The 24,789-nt window shown below is 55.5% G+C and carries 22 protein-coding genes; 11 read left to right on the forward strand and 11 right to left on the reverse strand.

The window, feature by feature from the left end:
• The 8 genes from QNK41_RS03000 to QNK41_RS03035 all read left to right on the forward strand — a co-directional run.
• Window positions 1-589: EAL domain-containing protein (locus tag QNK41_RS03000; protein ID WP_319253605.1), on the forward strand; the 589-nt coding region annotated here is incomplete at its 5' end.
• A 305-nt stretch (window positions 590-894) separates the two neighbouring features.
• Window positions 895-1,752, forward strand: a complete 858-nt coding sequence (locus tag QNK41_RS03005; protein WP_319253607.1) for an efflux RND transporter periplasmic adaptor subunit — start codon at window positions 895-897, stop codon at window positions 1,750-1,752.
• A gap of 97 nt (window positions 1,753-1,849) precedes the next feature.
• Window positions 1,850-3,736: an HlyD family efflux transporter periplasmic adaptor subunit gene (locus QNK41_RS03010; RefSeq protein WP_319253609.1), complete on the forward strand. Its 1,887-nt coding sequence runs from the start codon at window positions 1,850-1,852 to the stop codon at window positions 3,734-3,736.
• Between the two features lie 12 nt (window positions 3,737-3,748).
• Complete coding sequence (locus QNK41_RS03015) at window positions 3,749-5,926, forward strand: HlyD family efflux transporter periplasmic adaptor subunit (RefSeq protein ID WP_319253611.1); 2,178 nt, start codon at window positions 3,749-3,751, stop codon at window positions 5,924-5,926.
• A gap of 1 nt (window position 5,927) precedes the next feature.
• Complete coding sequence (locus tag QNK41_RS03020) at window positions 5,928-7,916, forward strand: prepilin peptidase (RefSeq protein ID WP_319253614.1); 1,989 nt, start codon at window positions 5,928-5,930, stop codon at window positions 7,914-7,916.
• Between the two features lie 18 nt (window positions 7,917-7,934).
• The gene (locus QNK41_RS03025) at window positions 7,935-9,899 is read left to right on the forward strand and encodes a TolC family protein (RefSeq protein ID WP_319253616.1); all 1,965 of its coding nucleotides are present in this window, start codon (window positions 7,935-7,937) and stop codon (window positions 9,897-9,899) included.
• A 362-nt stretch (window positions 9,900-10,261) separates the two neighbouring features.
• Window positions 10,262-11,155 (forward strand): DUF362 domain-containing protein, encoded by an 894-nt coding sequence (locus QNK41_RS03030; RefSeq protein ID WP_319253618.1) that lies wholly within the window; start codon window positions 10,262-10,264, stop codon window positions 11,153-11,155.
• A gap of 137 nt (window positions 11,156-11,292) precedes the next feature.
• A complete protein-coding gene (locus QNK41_RS03035) occupies window positions 11,293-11,484 on the forward strand; it encodes a hypothetical protein (RefSeq protein ID WP_319253620.1) in 192 nt (63 codons plus the stop codon).
• A 167-nt stretch (window positions 11,485-11,651) separates the two neighbouring features.
• Here QNK41_RS03035 and QNK41_RS03040 read toward each other — a convergent pair whose 3' ends face one another.
• From QNK41_RS03040 to QNK41_RS03055, 4 genes are all read right to left on the reverse strand, one after another.
• The gene (locus QNK41_RS03040) at window positions 11,652-11,939 is read right to left on the reverse strand and encodes a type II toxin-antitoxin system RelE/ParE family toxin (protein ID WP_319253622.1); all 288 of its coding nucleotides are present in this window, start codon (window positions 11,937-11,939) and stop codon (window positions 11,652-11,654) included.
• Entirely contained in the window at window positions 11,936-12,124 is a 189-nt protein-coding gene (locus tag QNK41_RS03045) for a hypothetical protein (protein ID WP_319253624.1), read from the reverse strand. Before QNK41_RS03045 ends, QNK41_RS03040 begins: the two co-directional genes overlap by 4 nt.
• Before the next feature lie 147 nt (window positions 12,125-12,271).
• Window positions 12,272-13,012 (reverse strand): RNA methyltransferase, encoded by a 741-nt coding sequence (locus tag QNK41_RS03050; RefSeq protein ID WP_319253626.1) that lies wholly within the window; start codon window positions 13,010-13,012, stop codon window positions 12,272-12,274.
• A complete protein-coding gene (locus QNK41_RS03055) occupies window positions 13,005-13,244 on the reverse strand; it encodes a hypothetical protein (protein ID WP_319253628.1) in 240 nt (79 codons plus the stop codon). Before QNK41_RS03055 ends, QNK41_RS03050 begins: the two co-directional genes overlap by 8 nt.
• 290 nt (window positions 13,245-13,534) lie before the next feature.
• On the opposite strand from QNK41_RS03055, the gene pyrF reads away from it, so the two are divergent.
• A complete protein-coding gene (pyrF, locus tag QNK41_RS03060) occupies window positions 13,535-14,266 on the forward strand; it encodes an orotidine-5'-phosphate decarboxylase (RefSeq protein WP_319253630.1) in 732 nt (243 codons plus the stop codon).
• Window positions 14,267-14,712: 446 nt separating this feature from the next.
• On the opposite strand, the gene QNK41_RS03065 is transcribed toward pyrF, so the two are convergent.
• The 7 genes from QNK41_RS03065 to QNK41_RS03095 form a co-directional block, all read right to left on the reverse strand.
• Complete coding sequence (locus QNK41_RS03065) at window positions 14,713-15,933, reverse strand: aspartate kinase (protein WP_319253633.1); 1,221 nt, start codon at window positions 15,931-15,933, stop codon at window positions 14,713-14,715.
• Window positions 15,934-15,945: 12 nt separating this feature from the next.
• Window positions 15,946-16,458 (reverse strand): tRNA (adenosine(37)-N6)-threonylcarbamoyltransferase complex ATPase subunit type 1 TsaE, encoded by a 513-nt coding sequence (gene tsaE / locus QNK41_RS03070; protein WP_319253635.1) that lies wholly within the window; start codon window positions 16,456-16,458, stop codon window positions 15,946-15,948.
• Window positions 16,455-18,071, reverse strand: a complete 1,617-nt coding sequence (locus tag QNK41_RS03075; RefSeq protein WP_319253637.1) for an NAD(P)H-hydrate dehydratase — start codon at window positions 18,069-18,071, stop codon at window positions 16,455-16,457. The genes tsaE and QNK41_RS03075 overlap by 4 nt, the downstream gene beginning before the upstream one ends.
• A gap of 375 nt (window positions 18,072-18,446) precedes the next feature.
• Entirely contained in the window at window positions 18,447-19,163 is a 717-nt protein-coding gene (locus tag QNK41_RS03080) for a pyridoxine 5'-phosphate synthase (RefSeq protein WP_319253638.1), read from the reverse strand.
• A gap of 2 nt (window positions 19,164-19,165) precedes the next feature.
• Entirely contained in the window at window positions 19,166-19,597 is a 432-nt protein-coding gene (ybeY, locus tag QNK41_RS03085) for an rRNA maturation RNase YbeY (protein WP_319253661.1), read from the reverse strand.
• Window positions 19,509-21,950 carry an HDIG domain-containing metalloprotein gene (locus tag QNK41_RS03090; protein WP_319253640.1) on the reverse strand — a complete coding sequence of 814 codons (2,442 nt, stop codon included), beginning with the start codon at window positions 21,948-21,950 and terminating at the stop codon, window positions 19,509-19,511. The genes ybeY and QNK41_RS03090 overlap by 89 nt, the downstream gene beginning before the upstream one ends.
• A gap of 78 nt (window positions 21,951-22,028) precedes the next feature.
• On the reverse strand, window positions 22,029-23,012 hold the full coding sequence (locus QNK41_RS03095; protein WP_319253642.1) for a PhoH family protein: 984 nt from the start codon (window positions 23,010-23,012) through the stop codon (window positions 22,029-22,031).
• A 359-nt stretch (window positions 23,013-23,371) separates the two neighbouring features.
• On the opposite strand from QNK41_RS03095, the gene QNK41_RS03100 reads away from it, so the two are divergent.
• Both QNK41_RS03100 and mazG read left to right on the forward strand, forming a co-directional pair.
• Window positions 23,372-23,896 carry a CvpA family protein gene (locus QNK41_RS03100; protein WP_319253644.1) on the forward strand — a complete coding sequence of 175 codons (525 nt, stop codon included), beginning with the start codon at window positions 23,372-23,374 and terminating at the stop codon, window positions 23,894-23,896.
• Window positions 23,881-24,696, forward strand: coding sequence for a nucleoside triphosphate pyrophosphohydrolase (gene mazG / locus QNK41_RS03105; RefSeq protein WP_319253646.1), 816 nt, complete (start codon window positions 23,881-23,883; stop codon window positions 24,694-24,696). The genes QNK41_RS03100 and mazG overlap by 16 nt, the downstream gene beginning before the upstream one ends.
• The last annotated feature ends 93 nt before the right edge of the window (window positions 24,697-24,789 follow it).

Here is a 24,789-nt window from a genome sequence, read left to right on the forward strand (position 1 = left end):
CGGCCTCATCGTCCCCATCGGGCAATGGGTGATGGGCGAGGCCTGCAGGCAGTTGTCAGTCTGGCAGCAGGCCGGCAAAGCGCCCATCGGTATGGCCGTCAATTTATCTCCGGTTCAATTTGAGAACAAGCAGATGCCCGATGTTTTCAAACAGATTGTCAAAAATAGCGGTATTTCCCCGCAATTGCTGACCCTCGAGGTCACTGAGAATATGTTTTTAGACGATATCGATCGAAAAATCGAATCCATGAATCGCCTGAAGGAACAAGGCATCAAATTGGCACTCGATGATTTTGGAACCGGATATGCTTCGTTGAGTTATCTGAAAAAACTGCCCTTGGACGAACTTAAAATCGATCGCTATTTTTTTATCGATCTTTTCGAAGACGCAAAAAGCAGCGCACTTGTCTCTACAATGATTTATCTATCGCGCAGCCTGAACTTGACGACGGTCGCCGAAGGCGTGGAGACGGATGAACAGCTGAATTTTCTGAAAAAGGGAGCCTGTGACCTATACCAGGGATTTCTCTTCAGCCGGCCGCTGCCGCCCGATCAACTGCTGGAGATGCTCCCTTCCGCTGATGGATAGCGCTGGCTTGTTGACAGACAGTGGTCCTCAGTGCGGCAGACGTTAAAGCGTTATTCGATAGGAACACAGGTGCGTTGGACCCTGTCAGTTCCAAATGAATAAGTGAACCGCAGGCGTCAAATTAGTGGCGTTAAGTAAAACCGTTAGACGCTTGATGAATATAACCTTATGAATATATTCTGTATAACGTTGTTTTTCGTGTTGGCATCTGATTTGCTGTAGTCGTTGGGAGCCAATTGTTACCAATGATCATCGCCCGAAAACGGTGAACCGAAGAGGGTATTATGAGTATGAAAGGACCTGCGATGATTACCAGATACAGATCTTTTGTTTTTTCGGCCGTTCTCATCGGCCTGATGACGGGCATGCCTGTATTGAGCCGTGCAGAGACGTTGCAGGGCATCACGGCCCCCAATGCCGACATCACGCTCTCTTTTGTCGTGGCGGGCCGGGTCAGCGATGTTCAGGTCGAACCCGGCACGACGGTCGAAAAGGACCAACTGCTTGTTCACCTTTACGATGAGCCCGAGAAAATCCAATGCAAGCAGTTGAAAATGCTTTCGGAAGATCGAACCAAAATCAATGCCGCCAAAGCGGAGTTGGCCCAGAAGCAGGTGGATCTTAAAAAACTGGAGCAGGCCAGGGCAAAAGGTGCGGCCAGCGTCTGGGAAGTTGAACATTTATTCCTCAACGTCCGCATCGCCGAGCTGTCCCTTCAATCGGCCATCCTTGAGCAGCAGCAGTATCGGCAGCGCTACGATCATGCGAGCAGCCAATTGGTGCGCATGCGACTGGCCGCGCCGATTGCCGGGCTTGTCGAAGAGGTCAACGTCGAGGTGGGAGAATCCATCGGGACGTTAGGGCCGGTGATCCGGATCGTCCAAAACGATCCGCTCTGGATTGATGTGCCGGTGCCCATGGCCCAGGCCCTCAACCTAACGGTGGATCAGGATGTCTGGATCACTTTTCCCGGTGCCACTGACGAGGCAACGCCCAACGGACGCATCATCAACATCTCGGCCGTGGCAGATGCGGCCAGCGAAACCCTGCGGATTCGGATCGAAGTGCCCAATCCGCTTAAACGTCCGGCCGGCGAGCGGGTTGCCGTGGCTTTTACAAAGACTGAAGACGACAACACCATGGCCCAATTGGACAGCCAATAACCCGGTTCCATGGTCTCCCGCGTGCGGACGCCGCAGTATCGGCCCGCGGCACCGAATGCAGGCAGACAAAATCAAGGTTGACGGAATGCAATGATTTATGGGTGGCACACGCAAACGCATACCAGCGGAGGACCCGAAGACCAGCGGGTTTTCCAGCGCCAAGGCCATCGCCCAATTGCTTGCGCTGGAGGAAACGCCGGGCCGGTTTTTAGAGGCGTTGCTGGCTGCCCAGTGCCAACAGACCCACGCGGATGCCGCCGCCATCCTGAGATCAGGCCCAACGGGCCGGTCAGAGGTTCTGGCCGCATACCCCCCACCGGATAACCCTAGCAGCCTGCCTGAGTGGATCGGCAAGGCTGACAAACCCTTTCGCAAAGCCATCGAAAGCGGCCGGACGATAACCGTACGCCAGGATGCCGCATCGACAGGGGACGGCCAATCCCAGCAGTATCTGATGGTTATCCCCATCGAGAACCAGGGCGGTGTCCGGGCCGCGGCCGCCTTTCGAATCCGGGTGAAACGCCCCCATGAGCTGTTACTGAGTCATGCCCGTCTGGAAGCGACCCCTTTGCTGTTCGACCACCATGAACTGCAGCTGACCGCGAACATGCATCTTGAGAGCATGAATCGCCTGCGGCGTGTTCTGGAGGTGCTGGATGCGATCAATCGACCCTCGCGGTTTCTGGAAGCCGCCATGACATTGTGCAACGAAATAGCCGCATGGCTTGGTTGCACGCGGGTCAGTATCGGATTTCTCGAGGGTCGCTGTGTGCAGGTGCGGGCCATGAGCCACACCGACACGTTCAGCCGGGAGATGCAGGTGGTTCAGGCCATCGAATCGGCCATGGAGGAATGTCATGACCAGGATTTGGAGATCATCCACCCCGCAGCGGAACCGGCCGTCGTTGCCAGCCGCGCGGCCGCCCGACTTTCAGAACAGCATGGCCCATCGGCCGTGTTGAGTCTACCGATTCGTCAGGCAGGGGATGTGGCGGCCGTGGTAACGCTGGAACGTCAAACCGATCAACCCTTCGATCGTCTGGAGGAGATCGAGACCATCCGATTGACCGCTGATCTATGCGCCCCCCGGCTGTTGGACCTTCATCGACACGACCGGTGGTTCGGTGCACGCATGGCGTCCGAGGCACGCGTACACATGGGGCTGCTGCTGGGTCATGAGCACACCTGGATAAAGCTCGCAGCCGCCCTGATATTCCTGACGGGAATTTTGCTGGCGACCCTGAAAGGCGATTACCGCATCAACACCACGTTTGCCTTGAAGGCGCAACATCAGCAGGTGGTTGTGGCACCATTCGATACCTTTTCCAAAAGTGTGCTGGTGGAGCCGGGGGACCGGGTCGAGGGGGGGAAGACAATTCTGGGAACCCTGGAAACCGCCGAACTCCGTCTGAAATTGGCTGCCCTCAAAGCGGAACAACTGGGTTATCAGAAACAGATGACGGCATCAATGCGTGATCGGAAAACCGTGGACGCACACATCGCCGCATCGCAAAGTGAAAAATTGGCCGCCCAGATCCGAATGATCGAAAGGAACGTCGAACAAGCCGACCTGGTGGCCCCGATCAACGGATGGGTGATTTCGGAAGATCGTAAACAGCAAATCGGGGCGCCGGTCGAGGCCGGCGAGATCATTTTCGAGATCGCCAGCATCGATTCACTGAGAGCCGAACTCTTCGTCCCGGAAACGTCGATCGCTGACGTGGTTGACGGCCAGGCCGGGACGATGGCCTCTGCCGGACATCCCGATCAGAAAGTCGGCTTCGTCATCGAACGAATCCACCCCATTGCCGAGGTGGTCGATCACCAGAATGTGTTCAGGGTTCGTGCCCGCATTATCGAACAGCTCGAATGGATGCGGCCCGGCATGGAGGGCGAAGCCAGGATATCTGCGGGTAAAAAGACCTATCTGTGGATGGCGACCCATCGTCTTGTCAATTGGCTGCGAATGAAACTGTGGATATGAGCGAGGCGCCCGGTGAGCATTGACCGTCCCACATTCAGTGAGTCCTGGTACCGGGTTTCGGAATTGACCCCGCGACTGCACGGCGCGGTGAACGTTCAGCGTCAACACTTTCGCGGTGTGCGATGGTTTGTTCTGCAGGACCCGGTCGGAGTGCGATTCTTTCGTCTGAGTGAGGCGGCTTACCATTTTGCCGCCATGCTGGACGGCCGGCGCACAGTGGGTCAGGTATGGCAGATCTGCATGGAACGCTTTGGCGATGGCGCACCGACGCAAGGTGAAGTGATCCAGCTGCTCTGCCAACTGCACGATTCCAACCTGTTGCAGGGAAACCTGGCACCGGATGCGGAAGCACTCTTCAAACGACACCGAAAACGGGTCTGGCGGGATGTGCGCAGCGCCTTCGGGAATCTTTTTTTCATTCGCATTCCCCTGTGGGATCCTGACCGCTTCCTGGACAGGTGGGTGGGTCTGGTTGGCCATGTGTTCTCAAAAACAGGCCTGGTTGTCTGGGTGGCCATCCTGTTGGCCGGTCTGTGGTCAATCACCAGTCACTTCGGCACATTGGCGGCAAAGGCGCAAGACGTCCTCAACCCCGAGAATCTGCCCCTTTTATATGCTGCCATCCTGATCGTAAAGCTGTTTCACGAAATGGGCCATGCGTTTTCATGTAAACATTTCGGACGACGGTCCGGCGCCGGCGGTGAGGTCCACCAGATGGGCCTGACCCTGCTTTTCTTCACGCCGCTGCCCTTCGTGGATGCGTCGAGCGCCTGGGCCCTTCGTGACAAATGGCACCGCATCATCGTCGGCGCCAGCGGGATGCTTGCCGAATTGGCCATCGCCGCCTTTGCCGCTGTCCTCTGGACACAGACGGCCGATGGGTCCGCGGTGCATGCCATTGCATACAACATCATGCTGATTGCCAGCGTATCCTCCCTGGCCTTCAACGGGAATCCTTTCCTGCGATATGATGCCTACTACATCCTGCTGGACCTGCTGGAAATTCCCAATCTCGAATCCCGGTCGAAATTATACGTCAATTACCTGGTGAAACGATATGTGTGGGGTCTGGACCAGGCGGCGGACCCAGGCCATACTTCAGGGGAGAGGGGATGGCTGGTGTTTTACGCCATCGCGTCGACGGTTGTCCGGATGTTCATTATGGGCGCCATCGCCCTGATGCTGTTGAACCGGTTCGTTATGATCGGGACCCTGCTGGCTGCAGCCCTGATGTTTCGCTGGGGGCTGTTGCCTTTGGTTCACCTGTTTCGTTACCTGACCACCAGTCCTGAGCTGGCGCGGCATCGGGCACGCGCAGGGGTCACCAGTGCCTTGGCTGCCGGTGTTCTCTTCATTGCCATCGGATGGGTCAAGATGCCGGATCGATGCCGGATCGAGGGGGTTGTCGAGCCCGTCGATTATTCGGTGATTCACATGAAAACGACCGGCTTCGTTGGCAAGGTTCTCGAATCAGGTGCCCGGACAGGCCCGGAGGGGCCGACCTTGATTGCCGCAACCAGTCCTGAACTGGAATCCAAACGGGATCAATTGATGGCCGACAATCACCGGCTCCAGCTCAGTCGACAGGCGGCCCAGATCCAAGACGCCGCCGGTGCCCAGATCATGGATGAAAAGATTGCGGCCCTCGATGAGCAGATTGCGCGTACACGCCGGAATCTGGAGAACCTGGTGCTGCGATCCCCCATTACGGGGGTTTGGGTCGCCCCCGATGCCGATCGGCTCGTTGCCATGCGTCTGGACCAGGGTCAGCGCATCGGGGTCGTCGTCGATCTCGATCGCCTGCGAATCCGGGCCATTGCCAGTCAGCAGGTGGCGTCGCGCATCATCGAGGCTGCCCGCACACGTGTGGATATCAGGGTCAAAAACCGGCCGGACCTCGAACTCACCGGCCGCATCCAACAAATTATTCCGGCCGGACAGGAGCAGCTGCCTTCGGCGGCACTGGGTTATGCCGCCGGGGGCGCGACACGCATCGACCAGGAGGATTCCAGCGGAAGACGCGCGGCGGACCCGTTTTTTGAGATACTGGTTGCACCAATTGCCTCGGCATCGGTAGTGCTGCGCCCCGGGCAGACCATGGCCCTGCGATTCGATACCTCACCCAAACCCCTTTTCGTACAGGGTTGGCGAACGCTGCTGCAGCTTTTTCAAACAAGGAGCCGAGCCTGATATGGACAGCATCCTCAGCGCTCAATGGCGCATGCTTTCGCAACCGCCGATGGTCGAACCGCTGCCCCGCGGGCTGGACCGGCTGTGGCTCCAGGCGACGGGGCTGGCCGGGCGATTATCGCGCAGTGCCACGCATTTTTTGCAACAGGCCGACCGTATCATCGACAGGGAGAAGGTCTATCGGGACGTCTCCGATCGCAAGCTGCGTGATTTCGCAGCAGCGTTGAGCCATCGATTCCTGCTTGGCCGCGACACCAATGCGGATTGCCATCACGCGTTCACCATCCTGCGCGAGGTGGCCGCGCGAACGGTCGGCCTGAGACCGTACCTGGAGCAGGTGGCTGCTGCCCTGGCATTGAATGCAGGCTGTGTTGCCGAGATGGCCACCGGCGAGGGAAAGACCCTGGTTGCCACGATGCCTGCCGTCCTTGCCGGCTGGCGGGGGCGCGGTTGTCACGTGGTCACGGCCAACGATTACCTGGCCAAAAGGGACGCCGAGTTGATGCAGGCCATCTATGGTTTCTGCGGCCTGACGGTGGGGTGCATCACCCCGGACATGGCTCCGCTCGAGCGCAAACAGGCATACGACGCGCATGTCACCTATTGCACCAACAAGGAAGTCGCTGCCGACTTTCTGCGCGACCGGCTGATCAACGCCAGTGTCAGGGGATTGCCGGCGTTGATCCTGTCCAAGATGGTCGGCGGCGGAGCGGATCGAATCGGGCGGCTGGTTCAACGAGGGTTGGCGCACGCGATTGTGGACGAAGCGGATTCGGTCTTTATCGATGACGCATCAACCCCGCTGCTGATTTCCGGCGATGGGCCCAACCAGGCACAGATCCAGGCCTATGAACAGGCCGCCCGATTGGCCGCCGGACTCGACCCGTCAAACGACTATCGTGTTGCCCGCGATCAACCCACCGTCAGCCTGACCCCATCGGGTAAGCAGCACCTGGCAGAACTGGCCGAGACCCTGGGAGGGCTGTGGCAGGGCGCCAGAAGGCGGGAAGAGCTGGTCCTGCAGGCACTTGTCGCCAACGCGGTGTACGTTCGCGACAAGCACTATGTCCTTGACAACGACAAGGTGGTCATTGTCGACGAATTCACGGGAAGACTCATGCCGGACCGGACCTGGCGTGACGGTCTCCACCAGGCTGTCGAAGCCAAGGAGGGGGTCCCGATCAATCTGCCCAAAGATACCTTTGCCAGAATCAGTTTCCAACGGTTTTTTCGTCTGTATCGCAAGCTGTCGGGCATGTCGGGCACGGTCGCTGAAGCGAAAGCGGAGTTGTGGGCGATCTATCGGATGCCGGTGATTCCCATCCCCACCCATCGTCCGTGCAGGCGGGCGGTCATGCCTGACCGGGTCTTCACCACTGCCGCTGAAAAATGGCAGGCCGTGATCGCAGACATTTGCACCGTTCATCGCACCGGGCGTCCGATTCTGATCGGAACCGGCAGCATCCAGGAAAGCGAACACCTCAGCCGCCGTCTGAATTCCGAAGGCATCGACCATCGCTTGCTCAATGCGGTGCAGCATGCATCTGAAGCCCAGATTATCGCCGATGCCGGCCAAGAAGGGCGAATTACCGTTTCAACCAACATGGCGGGGCGAGGAACGGACATTCAATTGGGTCCGGGCGTTGCCGAACTGGGCGGGTTGCATGTCATCGCCACCGAACGGTTTTCCGCACGGCGAATCGACCGGCAGCTGTCGGGGCGCTGCGCCAGACAGGGCGATCCGGGAAGCACCCAGGTCTTTGTCAGCCTGGAAGACGAATTGATTCAAAAAAATACGCCGATCATAGCCGCTGCATTGCGGCGATTCCATTGTCAACAAGGCCGTGAGATCTCATCGGCATTCTGGCGGCATATGATCGGGGTTTTACAGAGACGCGCCGAACGGGCATCCTTTCGCAGGCGCAGGGATGTTCTTTCCGCAGACCATTGGCTGGATCAACACCTGGGATTTGCGGCCAATGACCTATAAACGAAGGGGATTGAACACATGGCGGCCACACGAAATGCGTTAACATTATGTTTTTCAGTTGTTTTTTCACTCATGATCATTCTGCCTGCCGCAGTCAGCGGGAAAGAACCGGTATCCGGACCCACAAGCGATGCCGGTGGCAGTCCATCCCACCAGCCGTTGGAGAGTTGGTTTTCGATTCAGGTGGGCGCCTTTCCTGAATTGTCTACGGCTGAAAATGAGGTGTCGAGGCTGCGTGAAAAGGGTTACGATCCCTTTTACCGGTACGAGGACACCGGCAAAAAGGGGATGTGGTACCGTGTTTATGTCGGCAGATACCCAGCCCAAAAAGAGGCGCAGCAATCTGCCGAAAATCTAATTCAGCAGCGTGTCGTCAAGGCCTACCTGCTGCGGAAAATGTTGGCGGAAAAGGACATCTTCTACTCTGTCACCCCTCAGGACAGCGGTTTTTTATCGGCTGACCCCAACCGTGAAGAGAAAGGGCGGACCGCGCCGCTCCAGGAATCTGAGCAAACGCCGGTCGGTGCAAGCATGGTGCAGACGGGATCGGGCGCCGACACCCCAGGTTCGGAATCGACGGCCGTCAGGCTGACGCTGATGGATGCCATCCGCTTCAGCCTGGAGGGCAACCGGGATATCAGCGTCGCCGCTTATGATCCAAAACAGGCACAGGCGCAATTGGAAAGCGAAGAATCGGTATACGACACGCTGCTGTTTGCCGGCTCGACCTTTCGCCGCGACCCCAATCTTGACTCCAGTGTAATCGATATCGTCACCGAAGATGACGGGCGTGTGCAGGCGGGCATTCGAAAACCGTTGAAAACCGGCGGGACCCTCTCGACATTTCTTGAAACGCGATATGCGGATCTAAACAATGCCACCTTCCCAAGAACCTACAAGAACATCGTTGCGCCAACCGTCGAACTGCAGCAGCCACTGTTAAATAACATCGGCAGTAAAAAGGAACAGACGGCGATTAAAATAGCCAATTACCGGGCGAACATCTCTGCCGCCGATTTCCGCCGGAAAGTGATCGACGTTACCACCAGCGTTGCAACGGTCTATTGGAAACTATTTCTTTTCAAGGAACTGATCGATATCAATCGGGTAAATTTAGATATGGCCGAGGAGGTGCACCGCCGTGAATCCGAGCGATACGCCAGGGGCCTGTCCCAACAATTGGATGTGGCACGCGCCAGCAGCAATGCCCAGGTCAGGCGCAGCACCTTGTTGAGATCCCAGGAGGAATATAAGCTGGCCATGGATCGACTCAAGCTGCTCCTGAACTGGCGAGAATTTTCAATCGATTCGGATGCCGAGGTCCTCCCGATTGATTTGCCCCGGACGACGCCTGTGGATCCGGACGAAACCGAAGCGATCGAAACAGCGCTCAGCAACCGCCCGGAGATCATCAAAGCCCAACAGGAGTTGATGATCCGCGAGGTTGACGAAAAGCTTGCCGCACACCAACGGCTGCCGACGCTCGATGCGTATGGGCGTTACAGTGTCAGTGGATACGGCACTGATCATGATAGCGCGTGGAGCGATGTGTCGATCAATGAGGATGATGCCTGGGAAGTGGGCCTACAATTTGAATGGGCATTCGGCAATCGCTCTGCCAAGTCCCAGTATCGCAAGAAATCGTTGGGTCGCTTGCAGGCCAATGCCCAACTCAAGCGCGTAAAAGACGAGATCAAACTGGACGTCAAGCAGGTTCTGCATCGTCTGGTGACAGCCAGAGGGGAGATTGAAGCCAACCGGTTGGCCAAGGCGGCCGCAGAAAAAGTGGTTGAAGGTGAATTCACCCGATTCGATATCGGTCAGACAACCAATGAAGAGCTTCTGCGTGCCCAGGACCTGCTTGCCATGACCAGCCGCAGTTTTGCACGTGCAGTTGCCGACTACAACACCACCATTCAGGAGTTGACACGTGCTCAGGGTATCCTCCCCGAGGGGGTCAGCATAGAAGAAGTCGTCCGGTGAAGGACGTGGTTCTGGGTTCTGAGTTCCGGGTTCAGGGTTCTGAGTTTCAGCTTTGAGCTTATCAGCTTACCAGCTATTATGTTCTGCGACGCTGGGTTCTGCGTTCTGGGTTCCGCGTTCAAGGTTAAAAACCTCTGGACCTTTGAACCCTGAACCTCCTTACCTCGAACCTTTGAACCCCGAACCTCTCAACCTCTCACCCCTGAACCTTTTAAACTCGTGAACGGCTACCCTTTTTAATCCGTTTTCTCTCCACGGCCCGAATTATATCCACATCCAGTTCCCGGCACAGGTAAATCAAATTGAGGGTTTTCAGTTGACGGTCCATTGGGTTATACTTGTTTATAAAAGGAGGTAAAACAATGGCTCGGGTGTCGGTTATGCAGACGGAGGAACGCAGGGCAGGGGTTCGCGGTGCGCTTGCCGCATTGGCGGAAAACCCGGTGAAAAACAAGGCGGTGTTGGTCAAGCCCAATTTCAATACGGCCGATCCGGCACCAGGGTCGACCCATAACGACACGTTGACGGCGCTGGTCGACCAGCTCTGGGAGATGGGGGCCGCTTCGATCCGCTTGGGAGAACGAAGCTACACGCCGACCCACCAGGTCATGCAACAAAAAGGGGTTGGTGCGCTTCTGGAGGAGCGCCAGGTTCAGGTGATCGACTTCGACGACCTGGCACCCGGAGACTGGGTGCTGTGCCGGCCGGCCGACACCCACTGGAACGACGGCTTCCGTGTCGCCCGGCCGATCCTGGAAGCCGAATGCCTGGTGTCCACCGGATGCCTGAAAACCCACCAGTTCGGCGGGGTCATCACCCTTTCACTCAAACTGCATGTGGGTGTGGTGCCGGCTTTTCGCAACGGGTTCGCCTATATGCAGGAACTGCACGGTTCGCCCTATCAACAGGAGATGATCGCCGAGATCAACGCCCCTTTTTCTCCCGCCCTGATTGTGATGGACGGGATCGACACGTTCGTCGACGGTGGCCCCGCAACCGGAAAACGGATCAAGGGCAACGTGATGCTGGCGGCCACGGACCGGGTGGCAGTGGATGCCGTCGGTGTGGCCATGCTCAAACATCTGGGCAGCAATCCCGCCGTCATGGAGCCGGGCATCTTCGAATTGCGCCAGATCAAACGGGCCGCCGAACTGGGAATCGGTGTCCGCTCCACGTCAGACATCGACCTGGTCCCGGCCGACGATGCCAGTGCCGGCCTGTCAGCCGCGTTGGAAAAGATTCTGTCGAGGGGTTAGCCCGGGCATGCCCATGGTGCGGGTGGATGGGGAAGCCGGATGGGCGGGGGGTTCCGTTTTTTCATTTTGACAAGCGACCCCCTTTGGCAGTACATACGGGATCTATTTAACCGTTTACTTGCCAGGAGACATTCTGGATGAATACCCAAACCCTGATACTGACCGTTCTGGTTTTCTGGCTGATCATGGGCCTGGCCTTTTTGTCCGCCTACTCCGAAGTGAAACGCACCGGGGGAACCCTGGTGGACGCCATGCGCAACAACGAGACCTTTTTCTTTATGGTCAGCATTGTAGTGGGACTGGTGGTGGTGGCCTTCAAACTGGCGTAATTGACGGTTTCGTATAAAATCCGATCCGCCGGAGGCGGATAAATATCTGCGTTACGCTTCATGCCTCGTCATTGCGGAGTACAACGGGCACGCTGCCTCCGGCACCCGCGATAGCGGTATTCTCGGGATTTGCGGGCCAATACGATGATCCGGTCGATATTGTTGTATCAAATCTCATCAGGCATCAACCGGGCACCGTGGATAACGGCCAGCACGTCGATTTGATCCATTTTGATGCGGTAGATTATACGGTATGGGAGCTCAATCAACTCACGTATATCTTCGGCTTGATATTCGGGAACCTTACGGCCTGAATACGGCTGGTCGACTATTTGAACTGAACGACGAGTGATCCGGTCCACCATCTTTTTGGCATAGGTGGGTGAGTTTAGCCCAATGTATTCGTAGATGTTGGTTAGGTGCTCAATGGCGTTGTTGGTCCAGTGAACTCTCATACCGGCAATCCGAACCGTTTACGTACTTCCTTTACATCCACCGTTCGTCCATGATCACTATCCTTTAACCCTGCCTCGATGGCTTGTCGTACATAGATTCGATACATTATGTCATCCCAGGTGGCACTGTCGGGTAAGCTATCCAAAAGCCGGTGGGCCTCTTCTTTAATACCATGAATTTGCATGTCTTATCCTCCTGAAGTGGGATATGGGCATTTGTGGTTTTTCCACGCGTTGTTGGGTTGTCGAGTACTTTGTCACTGCAATTTTCATATCCACGCATCTTAATATTATGCAATCCGCAACACATATTCAATTGATTCTTTCATCTTTTACTTTCTTCCAGACAGCCGCTTCCGTTCCCCTTCGATCCAGTCAATCCGGCTCCATAAACCCTGAAGGACGCGCACCTCCCGGTCATTGAGACCGTTGCGGCCGAACAGTCGCCGAAACGTCCGCAGGACATGGTCCGGGTTCTGGGGGTCCAGGTACTCGGCCTCCAGCAGTGTCCGGCGCATATGCTGGAACATGTTTTCCACATCGGCGGCCTGCGCCGTTACTGGGGCCTCATTGCAGATCCTTGCACCATCCTTGGCCCCTTTGCGAAGTTCGTAAAGCAACAGAGAGACCGCATGCGACAGGTTCATGGAAGGATAGGCGCTGTGGGTGGGAATCGTTATGAAAAACTGGCACAGGTCCAGTTCGCTGGTGTGAAGGCCCCGATCCTCGCGGCCGAATACGAAGGCCACCCGGCTGCCGGGTGATTGGGACAGTGCATGGCCGGCAGCTTGCTCCGGGTTTAAAAAATCCTCACGATATTTACCGAAGCGGCGGGTGGTGCCGAAGGCCAGGTGACAATCGGCCAACGCCTGTTTCAGGGTTTGGAAAACCGGCGCATGGGTTAAAATCGATTCAGCCTTGAGTGCCATCCGCCGCGCGTCCAGTGATCGGTAATCAGGGCAGGGGTTTACCAGACGAAGGGTTGAGCAACCGAAATTCATCATGCAGCGGCACACCGATCCTACATTGATCGGTCCCTGGGGCTCCACGAGAACGATGCAGATGTTATCCATTGCGTCCTTCTCCCTTGTCCCGTTTATGCACCCGCACCTTGCCGATCAAAATCACCAGCGGAGCCAGGTGATAGATCAGATCGAAGATGTCGATGGGTCGGGAAAGGGTTCCTTCCTTGAGCATGATCAGCTTTTCCAGGACATGGGGCATGGGTTTGAACGGCGCCAGCAACATGAACACCGTCAACGGTATCAGGACGGCATAAGGAATTTTCTTGAGCAAGTTGACCACCCGAAGGCCTCCATAAGGGGGTGATGGTGACATTTTCAAGCGATTCAGCCAAAAAACGTATCGTGAAAATGGCACAGTTGACTGTGGTGTGTCAACGGCACATGACACCGACGAAAGGCAGCCCCGGGAGCACGATGACCGGATTTTCTCCGATTCTCGCCGGCGTTGTTTCGCCTGCTTTTGAAGGATAGGTCAACAATACCTTTAACGATTGGCGATTTTGAGGTAATGAACGACTGCCATGCCGCCACCGGCAATCCTGTAACGCGGGTCAGCATAAGGAAATAAGGATGAAAACAGCCAAAGATTATATTGTCTTTCCCCTTGATGTGCCCAGTTCCTCGCAAGCCAAGTCGCTGGTCCACCTGCTTGCCAACGATGTGGGCATGTTCAAGGTCGGTCTGGAACTGTTTATCCGGTCGGGCCCTGAGCTGGTGCGCTGGATTCAACAGGTGGGCCCGGCCAGGGTTTTTCTGGATCTAAAACTTCACGATATCCCGGCAACCGTCCAACGGGCCATGGCCCAGGTGGCCGAGTTGGGTGTTTACTTCGCAACGGTCCACTGCGGCGAGAGCCGGACGATGCTGGAGGCTGCCGTGAAAGGGGCCGGCGGACGGGTCAATGTGCTGGGGGTCACCGTGCTGACCAGTACTTCTCCTGCTGAATTGGCCGAGGCAGGCTACCGGGAGCGCTATTCAAGGGATCTGCAGCAGTTGGTGATGAAAAAAGCGGCCATGGCCCGGGACGCCGGTTGCGCCGGAATTGTCTGTTCCGGCCAGGAAGTCCATAGCATCAAGACAGCCCTTGGCGATGGTTTCCAGGCGGTGACGCCCGGCATCCGGCCGGTTGACGGTGGGGTCACCGCGGACGACCAGTCCCGGGTTGTCACCCCGGCTATGGCGGTTCGACGGGGATCGGATTATCTGGTTATCGGCAGACCCATACGGGATGCCGCTGATCCCCGGGAAGCTGCACGGGATATAACAGCAGAGATTCAGGGAGCATTGACTGTCCACCCATAAATGTCATCTTGCAGCCCAGCTCTGTGTTCTCGTGTTTTGGAAATCCTCGACGTAGCGCTGCTACGCCTGCGGTTTCCAAAACCCTGCGGCCTTGATCTGGACCGCAAGCTACCATTTCTGGATGAACAGCAGCTGGTGTGCGTCCAGGCTGGCAGTCCTCAGACTAAGCAGAAAAATAGCGCCACAGGGTCAGGGCGAGAACCACGGCACAGGTCACGATAACGAAACGGATTTGCCCGGGTGAGAAGTGCTTCATCCCATCGCTGTTGTTCGGGTTTCAGAGATGCTTTTAATCTTGATGACCTCGCAAAAGTCGCATTTCCGACGGATTCGTAAAAAGCCCGAGATCAAGGCTTGCGAATCCTTAAGGAATGAGGCGTACTTACGGTACGCCGCAGTGATGGGGGATGAAGCGTAACGCAGATATCGGGTTTTTTACGAATCCGTCAATCTTCTCTGTCCAGCCCGAAGGCTGTATGCAGGACCCTGACGGCCAGTTCGGTGTACTTTTCCTCGATGATGCAGGAGATGCGTATCTCGGATGTGCTGATCATGATGATGTTGATGTTTTCCCGGGCCAGGGCGTTGAACATCAGCGAAGCCACACCGGAATGGTTTTTCATCCCCACACCAATGACGGACACCTTGGCAATATGGGGGTCGCCAAACACCTCCTCCGTCCCGATTTTTTCCGCCAGCCGCTGCTGCATCTCCATGGCCCGCTTATAATCCGCCGTGGGCACGGTGAAGGTCAGATCCGTTTGACCGGTGGCACGGGTGTTCTGGATGATCATGTCCACCAGAATCCCGGCCTCGGAGATGGGTGAGAATATCTTGGCCGCGATCCCCGGCTGGTCCGGAACTTTCTTAAGGGTAATGCGCGCCTGGTTCAGATCATGGGTTACTCCGGAAACAACCAGCTGCTCCATTACGGAATCTTCCTGAACAACCATGGTGCCTTCCTCCTCTGAAAATGATGATCGGACATGCACGGGGATATTGTACTTCTTGGCGAACCCCACCGAACGGATCTGCAGAACCTTGGCACCGAGGCTGGCCATGTTCAGCATCTCATCGTAGGAGATCTCTTTGATTTTTCTCGCCCGCGGGCAGATGTTCGGATCTGCCGTGTAGATGCCGTCCACATCCGTATAGATCTCACAAACGTCGGCTTTCAAGGCTGCCGAAATGGCCACCGCCGAGGTATCCGACCCCCCGCGGCCCAACGTGGTGATGTTGCCCTTGATGTCTGTCCCCTGAAAGCCGGCCACCACGACGATGTTCTGGTCGGCCAGCAGGCGTTTGATCCGATCAGTCCCGATTTCAAGGATACGGGCATTGCCGTATTCGCAGTCGGTAACCACTTCGGCCTGGTGTCCAAGCAGACTCTGGGCCTTGTGCCCCATGCCCTTGAGCATCATGGCCAACAGTGCCGCGGTGGTCTGTTCACCGGTGGCCAGCAGTACATCCAGTTCACGCCGGTCCGGGCTTTCGGTGGCTTCGTTGGCCAGGCCAATCAGGCGGTCGGTCATCCCGGCCATGGCGGACAGGATGACCACCACATCGTTTCCCCGTTCATGGGTTTTGAGCACACGGGTGGCGACGTGTCGGATTCGCTGGGTGTCGGCTACCGATGTGCCGCCGAATTTTTGAACGATCAATGCCATAAGCTTCCACCTTTAGCGTAGTGAGCAAACGCCGATGTCATTTATCAGATCCGATGGGTCAAGTCCATATGCAATTATGCGGATCGACCGGGCGGTTTCGCCGGTGACGGTGAAAAACAGCTCCAACCGGCGGGCGGGTCGGTCTGCCGGATGGAGCCGCTGGGCCCATTCGATGGCGACGACGCCGTCTTCGTCCAAAAGGTCCAGCAACCCGATTTCATCCGGATCCACCGGTGTTGGAAGGCGGTAAAGGTCCACATGGTAAAAAGGCAGCCTGCCGGGGTATTCGTTGACCAGGGTATACGTGGGGCTGGTAACCGTAAAGGATGATGGAACGTCCAACCCGCGGGCAATTCCTTGGGCAAATGCCGTTTTTCCACTGCCCAGATCGCCGAACAGCAACAGGACGAGGCCGTGATCCATCCGTCGGCCCATGGCCCGGCCCAAGGCGGCGGTTTGACCGTGTGCATGGGTCTCGAACTCACGGGCATCTTGGTGATGTGGGCAGGAGGGATTGACGTTCATTTGCCGATAGTGTCCATATGGCGGAACAGAGGGTCCATTTTGGGCCAGAGAAGATGGTCCCCGCCGGTGAGAAGTTCAGCCATCGTCTCTGGAAGGGTATCGATGACTTCCGTGGCCAGATAGCCGACCGGCGCTTTTTTTTGGGCCATCCGGTCAGCTGCCAATCCGTGCAGATACACCCCGGTTTGGGCGGCAGCGCAGGGCTCCATTCCCTGGGTTATCAAGCCGGCAATCAGACCGGTGAGCACATCTCCCATCCCGCCGGCGGCCATACCCGGATTGCCGGTGGCATTGACGAAAACGGTCCCGTCCGGCCGGGCTACCACCGTGGCGGCTCCTTTGAGCACGAGATGCACCTGATGCCGTTCGGCAAAGGCGCGTGCATGGCCGATGCGGTCATCTTGAATCGCTGCTGTTGAATGGCCGCTGAGCCTGGCCATCTCTCCGGGGTGGGGTGTGAGCACGATAGGCGATCGTCGCTTTGAAAGCACGGATGGTTGCGCTGCAATCAGGTTAAGGCCGTCCGCATCGATAACCATGGGAACAGGGCTTTCTTCGATCAATCGGCCCACCAACCTGCCCGTCGATCCGTGAGTTCCCAACCCCGGTCCCATGGCCAGACAGCGTTTCCCCTCCATCAGCGAAATGACGGATTCGTGGGCGGATTCATCCAGAACACCGTCCGCCGTTTCGGGCATTCCGACGGTCATGGCTTCCGTGACCATGGATTCCAGCACCGGGTCGAGCGACTTGGGTGTCCCCAGGGTCACCAAACCCGCTCCCGCGCGCATGGCAGCCGCGGCGGTCAAGGCGGCGGCCCCGGTTTTCCCGGGAGAACCGGCCAGGATCAACAGGTGGCCGGTGTGGCCTTTGTGGGCCGTTGCCGATCGCTGAGGGATTTCGTTCTTCAGGGCCCCGGGCGTGATGAGGTGCTGCCGGCAGCCTATCTTGGCGGCGAGGTGTGGCGGGATACCGATTTCGATGATTTTCAATTGACCGGTGAGGGTTCGTCCCGGATAGCACAGGTGGCCGACCTTGGCAAAACCAAAGGTGGCCGTGGCAGCGGCCTGGATACAGGCACCACAGACCCGCCCGGTGTCTGAATTGAGACCGGAGGCGATATCCACGGCAAAGACAGGCCGGGCCTGGCGGTTAATGAAATCGATAACCGTTCTGAAATACCCTTTTACCTCCGATGAGAGGCCCGTACCCAGGATTGCATCGATCCAGGTGTGCTGGCGGCGCATCAGCGGCTTGCGGGATTCAAAAGCCGCAGCATCGGCCAATTCCACCACCGGCACCCCCATGGTGTCCAACAGTTTCAGGTTGGCAGCGGCATCCCCTTTGACCCGGTCTTTTTCCGAGAGCAGGAACACCGTCGCCCGGATGCCTTTCTGGTGAAGATAACGAGCCATGACGAACCCGTCTCCGCCGTTGTTACCCCGGCCTGCAACAATGCCTACGGCACTGGGGTGATTGCGGTGGACCGTTTCCAAAAAAAAAGCCGTTGCTCCCCGGCCGGCATTTTCCATCAACACGCGGCCCGGAATACCAAACGATTCGATGGTGGCGCGATCCATCCGCTGTATTTCATCTGCCGTGACCAGATACACGTTTTTCTCCTTGTGGCTCTATTTGGCAATGAACCCAATATAGATAAAGAGGAAATGACAAATCGCAAGCAACAAATCTTAAATAGCAAACTACAAATAACAAATCTCAAAAAAATCTTAAATTACAAAATCCAAATCTCAAAAGGGCGAAAACCGACAGTTGATTGTCATTTTGATTTCTCCACCTTACTGCTTTAGCGAATGGGAATGTCCTTTCCTCAAGATCATAAAGTTTGGAGTTTTGAATTTTAGTCATTGTTATTTATTTGTTATTTGTCATTTGGGTTTTGGCGATTGGAATTTCTGATTCCCGGATCGGTCATCCAGGGCCTGATCCGGGACCGGCATGACGAAAAACGTTGGACTGTCGACATATCATAGCCCGTTGATCAAGTCGCGCATCTCCCTTACCGCCCGATCCAATCCCACCAGAACCGCCCGGGAAACAATGCTGTGACCGATGCTGTACTCATCGATTTCCGACAACCCCTTAAAGTCTTTGATGGTCTTGTAGCACAGGCCATGGCCGGCATTGACGCCCAGTTTGAGCTTTTTGGCAAGCTTGGCGGCGTCCACGATTTTTGCGAAGGCCTGCCGGCTCTTGGCGTTGCCATTGGCTTCACAGAAAACACCGGTATGGATTTCGATCATATTGGCACCGGCCTGGTGAGCCAGCTTGATCTGCTCCGGTTCCGGATCGATGAAAAGGCTCACGGGAATGCCATTGTTCTGCAAGGCACCGATGGTTTCGCCAATGTTGTTGTGAACAGTCAGGTCCATCCCACCTTCGGTGGTGACCTCCTCCCGGTTTTCGGGAACCAGGGTGACCAACTCCGGCCGCACATCCAGGGCAATGCCAACCATCTCCGAGGTGGTCGCCATCTCCAGGATCAGCTTGGATTGGACGATCTTGCGAAGCAGCCGGACATCGCGGTCCTGAACATGTCGCCGGTCTTCGCGCAGATGGCAGACGATGCCGTCCGCTCCTGCCAGTTCAGCTATTATGGCGGCTGCAATCGGATCCGGATAGTTCGCTTTCCTGGCTTCCCTCAACGTGGCGATATGATCGATATTGACTGCCAGACCTGCCATGCTCATTCCTCCTCTTGTATCCGTTGCATGAGTTCATTGCTTTTTTGTTCCATGACTGCCGCCTCTTCCTCCGAATGGACATGATCGTATCCGGTCAGATGAAGGATCCCATGAATCAGCAGCTGATTAAAACGCTCCGCCATTTCCATCCCGGCTTCAACGGCTTCCCGATGGGCCGTGTCGGCAGAAATCACCACATCGCCAAGAAGATCCGGAGAAATGCCGGAGAACGGGCCCTCCTGCATGGGAAACGAGATGACGTTGGTCGGGCCTGCATGGTTCAGATAGGCCAGGTTGAATACCGCAATCTGGGTGTCATCCACGATCAGAATGGACAGTTGGGCATCAGGATAGCCCAAGGCGTTTAAAATGCGCCTGGCGGTCGTAAGAATCTCTTGCTCTGGCAGCCTGTGGCGGTTTTGCCGGTCTTCGATCAGCACTTCCATTTTTCGCCTTTCCGGAGGTCATCGTGGTGCTGTCCTGGTATTCTATCCGGTGGTGGTGGATGCCATTCAAGATCTTGTTGAAGCTTCTGGCAATTCGGTGAAGGTCCTTTAACGTCAGTTCACAATAATCCAATTGGCCATCGGAGAAAATTTTGTTGATCAGGTTCTGCACCAGCCCCTGAATTCGTGACGGGGTTGGGTTTTCCAAGGTGCGTGAGGCCGCTTCAACCACATCCGCCAGCATGACCAGTCCGGCCTCCCGGGTCTGGGGCCGTGGCCCCGGATACCTGAAATCATCGATCTTGACCGCATCTTCTCCTTTAATAGCTTTCGCTTTTTCATAAAAATAGCTGATCAGGCTGGTGCCGTGGTGCTGTTGGGTGGTGTCGATTATCACTTGTCCCAGCTTGTGTTCACGGGCGATTTCAACGCCGTTTTTTACGTGGGCGATCAGGATCAGGGCAGACATGGACGGGGCCAGCTTGTCGTGCCTGTTTCGACCGTACGATTGATTTTCGATAAAATAGAGGGGCTGTTTTAATTTGCCGATGTCGTGATAGTAGCCGCACACTTTGGCCAGGATAGGATTGGCACCAATTTCCGAGGCCGCCGCCTCCACCAGGGATCCAACCACCATGGAGTGGTGATAGGTGCCCGGCGCCTCCAGCATCAGCCGGCGCAGGATGGGCCGGTCCAGGTTGGCCAGTTCCAGCAGGGTGATGTCGGTGGTATAGTGAAACACCATCTCCACCACCGGTGCCATGCCTGCGGTGATGATTCCGGCACCGATTCCTCCCAGAAAGGCCACGGTCAGGTCAAACGGCAGTGTGCTCCAAGAGGCGGTGCCCATGTAAACATGGATGACAACGGCCAGAAAGGCATTGAGCAATCCCAGTTTAGCACCGGTCTTGATGATAATTTTTCTCTCACGGCAATCCTGAAGCCACCAGGATGCCATCGTGCAGCTTAAAATAAAATAGGTGAACGTCTCCAAGCCGCCCTGGAGCAGCATGGATGTGCATAGAGCCAGGGCCAGGGCAAAAATCAGAGCAGTTTCCCGTCCCATGAACAGGCAGACAATCATGGCTCCGGCGGCCAGGGGGATGCCGAAACCCACCGGAGATACCGGCCGCGACAAAGGCAGCCCGAGAAACCAGGCCTCAGGCAGGGTGGTGGATATTTTCACCACGATAATAAATGAGACCATGATGCACGATAGAAACAGCAGATCTTTGTTGCCGTATTTGGCGAATTCCATCCGACGCTTGAGCCGGACCTGGTATTGAATGATCAGTATGGCGGCCAACAGCGCCACGGCGCCGGAACCGGCAAGAGGTACTTGATGGGCGTCGGCCTGGCCTTCCATCGCCTCGAGTTTGCGAAGCTGCAGCGGGGTAACCCGCTCACCTTCCCGGAGCAGCATCTCACCTTTTTTTATCACATATACGACCGACTTGATCTGCTGAGCCGCTACTTCTTTGCGCGCTTCGGTTTCGTGACTGTTCAAGGTGACATTGGGTTGAATCAGCCGCTGGGAAAAATCAACCATTAGGTTCAGCAGGGCATAATTCATCCCTTTGAGCAGCGGGTCGCCGACAACCCGGACCATCATCTTGGCCTGGTCCGGTCCGTAAAACTGTTTCAGGTTCAATACATGGGTTTCTGTCAAGGTCTCCACGTTTCGCAGGGTGATGCCCTTATCTGATTCCTTGAGCAGGATCTCTTTATTCGCGACTACACCGGCGGAAAGCACCTGGGTGAAAATGGTAGTCAACAATTTGGGGATGTCTGTTGCGAACCCATGTTCGGTGAGGATGGAAAACGCCCCGTTACTGATTTCGATACCCGTTGCTTTTTCCAACAGACTTTTCTTGGCCCGCATTCGCTCTGAAATTGATACCCGTGGAAGGTCCGGGACATCGGCGGGTTCAACAGGAGCCTTGTCCGAAGTCGACAGGGGGGCGGAAACGGTTGGTGAGTCCGTTTCCAGATCTTTGGTTTCCGCTTCGTATATCGAACGCAGTTGATCGAAGGCATCGTTCAGGCGGGTAACCGTGCCTTTAAGGATCTTCGGATTGAGGTCATAGACGGGAACCACGCTGTCCACCGCCTGGCGGCGATGGGCGTCGGTCACGGCGATGTCTTCAATGAAAAAATCCGCTGAAGCCTTGATATCGGTTTTAACGACATCACCACTGTCATAGCGGTGTTTTTTGATGACTAGTCCCGGGTACAGGCCGGTTGTAAAAACAACGAGGATGAGGATCAGCAATGCCCAACGGATATGAGGGTTCAGGCTGAAAAAATGGTTGATGGATTTTTTTTTGCGGTCACGAATCATTTTTTGGTCACTTGGTGCTGATGATCTTCCCTTTGGCCAATTTGCCGATGAAACCGTCGACAGGATCGTTCGGCACCTTTATTTTTTTGCGCGACTGGCTTCCAGCAATTCATAGGCGTTGATGATATCCTGGACGAGCCGATGACGAACGACATCTTGTTTGGTAAAGTGGATGAACTGTATACCTGCTATGGGGGTTAGAATCGCTTTGGCCTCAACAAGCCCGGAAGACTTGCCTGCCGGTAGGTCGATTTGGGTGATATCTCCGGTAACCACGGCCTTGGAGTTAAAACCGATCCGGGTTAAAAACATCTTCATCTGTTCGGTTGTGGTGTTCTGGGCTTCATCGAGTATAATAAACGCCTCGTTGAGGGTTCTTCCCCGCATAAAGGCCAATGGCGCGACTTCGATCACCCCGTTTTGCATCAGGGCGGCCACCTTCTCAAATCGCATCATGTCATGAAGGGCGTCATAGAGCGGCCGGAGATAGGGGTCTACCTTGTCTGTGAGGTCTCCCGGCAGGAAACCCAAGGATTCACCGGCTTCCACGGCAGGCCGGGTCAGGATGATCCGTCTGACCGTTCCTTTGGAGAGCGCCGATACGGCCATGGCCATGGCCAGGTAGGTTTTTCCGGTGCCGGCAGGGCCAATGCCAAGGACGATGTCATAGTTTCGGATCGCTTCAATGTAGGCCTTCTGGCTCTGGTTTCTGGGTGCGATGGCCCGTTTTTTCGAGGTGATGTAAACGGTATCCAGAAAGATCTTCTTGAGGTCAGCGGTGTGGTTTTCTTTCAATATGCGCAAGGCATAGTCAATATCATTTGGATAGACGGGGTACTTTTCCTTGAGCAGGCCATAGAGTTGCTCCAACACCCGCCGCGAAAGATCCACCGCCACCTCGTCACCTTTTAGATGCACCGTGTTGCCCCGGGCATCAATATGAATGGCCAACAGATCCGCAAGGCGCTTGAGGTGCCCTTCCTGCTCACCAAACAGCTGCCGGGCCAGTTCAATATCGGAAAAGGTCAGTCGGGTTTGTTTGCTTTGCGTGCATTCATCCATAAGTTAGACGAGTGTTTTTTCTATCGTTTGAAAGCGTCGACGCCGACCAGTATGAATCGACCCCGTTCATTTGTCAAACCGCCGGCCAGGCCGGTTTCGTTAATACCCATACCGACATTGGAATATCCGACTTTTCAGGGGAATGCAAACGTCAAATTTCCCTTTATGATCCCGGTGAAAATGCTTGACTGGGAAATACCGCTCTGTTAACCTTACCCACTTAAAAAATTAGAAACATTCTGTTATTATTGATATTTCCGTTTGATTAAGAGAGATGCCCGCGAAGCGGAACGAATCCTTTCACCCCACTGGCAGACGGCTTTTTCGGGCAACGGTGCAGCGTCATTCAATGGACCACCATGAATCCTTTTGATATTCTTATCGTCACCGTCCTGAGCTATGGGTTGATTCGTGGTATTTTCCGCGGTCTGGTCAGAGAACTTTCTTCAATCATCGGCGTTTTGGGCGGATTTTATGCTGCGTATACCTATTATCCCCACGTGTCCAGGTTATTTTCTCCTTGGATTTCCGATACCGCTTATCTCAATATTGTAAGCTACATGTCGGTATTCTCCGTAGTGGTGATTTTCGTTGGAATTCTTGCTATGGTGATCAAGTATCTTCTCAATATGGCATACTTGGGATGGGTGGACCGGGTCTGCGGCGCCCTGTTCGGGTTGCTAAAAGGCGGACTGGTCATCTGTGTGGTGTTTATTGTCCTGACCGCCTTTTTGCCCAAAGGCGCGCCAGTTATAAAAAATGCGACCCTGTCTCCACATGTATCAATGGTATCTGAAGTGATGGCCAAAGTGATTTCAAAGGAAATGAAAGAAAATTTCAAAATAAAATTGAAGGAATTTAAAAAATCTTGGCAGACCCGGTAAAACCAGGCCGATCAACGTCCATCGAGCGCCTCGAGGCGTTGATTGAAACCCTGAGGGGTGAAAATGGCTGTCCGTGGGATAAAAAGCAAACGCCTTACACCATGGCCCGCTACCTGGTCGAAGAGGTCCATGAACTGGTGGATGCTATCATTTCCAACGATTCGACCGCCGTTTGCGAAGAGGCCGGCGATGTATTGTTTCAGCTTCTTTTTGTCGTCAATCTATTCAGAGAGTCGGGAAAATTCAGCCTTACGGACGTGGTTGAAAAAAATGTAGAGAAGATGATTCGCCGACACCCCCATGTTTTTAGCGATGTTACCGCAAAAACCCCTGAGACGGTCAGTGAGAACTGGGATAAAATCAAGCTGAAAGAAAAGGGCAGTGCGGGGCGCCATTCAGTTCTCAGTTCCATCCCTCAGAGCCTGCCCGCTCTGCTCAGGGCTTCGATGGTTTCGGAACGGGCTGCGAAAACCGGTTTTGACTGGGATGATATCTCCGGGGTGATGGCCAAAACCATGGAAGAGTGGGAGGAGTTCTCAACGGAGATCAATAATCCTGAATGTAAGTCCGGTTGCGACAAAGCGGCCATGGAATTCGGTGACATCCTGTTTACCATGGTCAATGTCGCCCGGTTTGCCCGCATTCATCCGGAAACCGCATTGATTATGTCTATTCAAAAATTTGAAAAACGCTTCACTTATATGGAAGAAAGATCCATTGAAGCGGGTCGGGATATCGTCAGCCTCACCATGCGGGAAATGCACCATCTCTGGGATGAGGCCAAAGATAAAGTGGGTTGATCGCCTCGAAAAATTTGCTTCTTTTCAGGACGGCACCGTTTCTGCCAGTGCCAAAAGCCGGCGATTTAGCCGGCTCTCTGACTTAAATAAATC

Source organism: Desulfosarcina sp., assembly GCF_033791525.1.
GTDB lineage: Bacteria > Desulfobacterota > Desulfobacteria > Desulfobacterales > Desulfosarcinaceae > Desulfosarcina.

What these genes read in the sequence shown, in the direction of transcription:
- QNK41_RS03035 (WP_319253620.1), top strand. Translation starts at nt 11,293, where the DNA reads ATGAATACCCAAACCCTGATACTGACCGTTCTGGTTTTCTGGCTGATC.
- QNK41_RS03010 (WP_319253609.1), top strand. Translation starts at nt 1,850, where the DNA reads ATGGGTGGCACACGCAAACGCATACCAGCGGAGGACCCGAAGACCAGC.
- QNK41_RS03080 (WP_319253638.1), bottom strand. Translation starts at nt 19,163, where the DNA reads ATGGCAGGTCTGGCAGTCAATATCGATCATATCGCCACGTTGAGGGAA.
- QNK41_RS03100 (WP_319253644.1), top strand. Translation starts at nt 23,372, where the DNA reads ATGAATCCTTTTGATATTCTTATCGTCACCGTCCTGAGCTATGGGTTG.
- QNK41_RS03065 (WP_319253633.1), bottom strand. Translation starts at nt 15,933, where the DNA reads ATGGCATTGATCGTTCAAAAATTCGGCGGCACATCGGTAGCCGACACC.
- pyrF (WP_319253630.1), top strand. Translation starts at nt 13,535, where the DNA reads ATGAAAACAGCCAAAGATTATATTGTCTTTCCCCTTGATGTGCCCAGT.
- QNK41_RS03045 (WP_319253624.1), bottom strand. Translation starts at nt 12,124, where the DNA reads ATGCAAATTCATGGTATTAAAGAAGAGGCCCACCGGCTTTTGGATAGC.
- QNK41_RS03025 (WP_319253616.1), top strand. Translation starts at nt 7,935, where the DNA reads ATGGCGGCCACACGAAATGCGTTAACATTATGTTTTTCAGTTGTTTTT.
- QNK41_RS03005 (WP_319253607.1), top strand. Translation starts at nt 895, where the DNA reads ATGATTACCAGATACAGATCTTTTGTTTTTTCGGCCGTTCTCATCGGC.
- tsaE (WP_319253635.1), bottom strand. Translation starts at nt 16,458, where the DNA reads ATGAACGTCAATCCCTCCTGCCCACATCACCAAGATGCCCGTGAGTTC.
- QNK41_RS03090 (WP_319253640.1), bottom strand. Translation starts at nt 21,950, where the DNA reads ATGATTCGTGACCGCAAAAAAAAATCCATCAACCATTTTTTCAGCCTG.
- QNK41_RS03030 (WP_319253618.1), top strand. Translation starts at nt 10,262, where the DNA reads ATGGCTCGGGTGTCGGTTATGCAGACGGAGGAACGCAGGGCAGGGGTT.
- QNK41_RS03095 (WP_319253642.1), bottom strand. Translation starts at nt 23,012, where the DNA reads ATGGATGAATGCACGCAAAGCAAACAAACCCGACTGACCTTTTCCGAT.
- QNK41_RS03050 (WP_319253626.1), bottom strand. Translation starts at nt 13,012, where the DNA reads ATGGATAACATCTGCATCGTTCTCGTGGAGCCCCAGGGACCGATCAAT.
- QNK41_RS03020 (WP_319253614.1), top strand. Translation starts at nt 5,928, where the DNA reads ATGGACAGCATCCTCAGCGCTCAATGGCGCATGCTTTCGCAACCGCCG.
- QNK41_RS03040 (WP_319253622.1), bottom strand. Translation starts at nt 11,939, where the DNA reads ATGAGAGTTCACTGGACCAACAACGCCATTGAGCACCTAACCAACATC.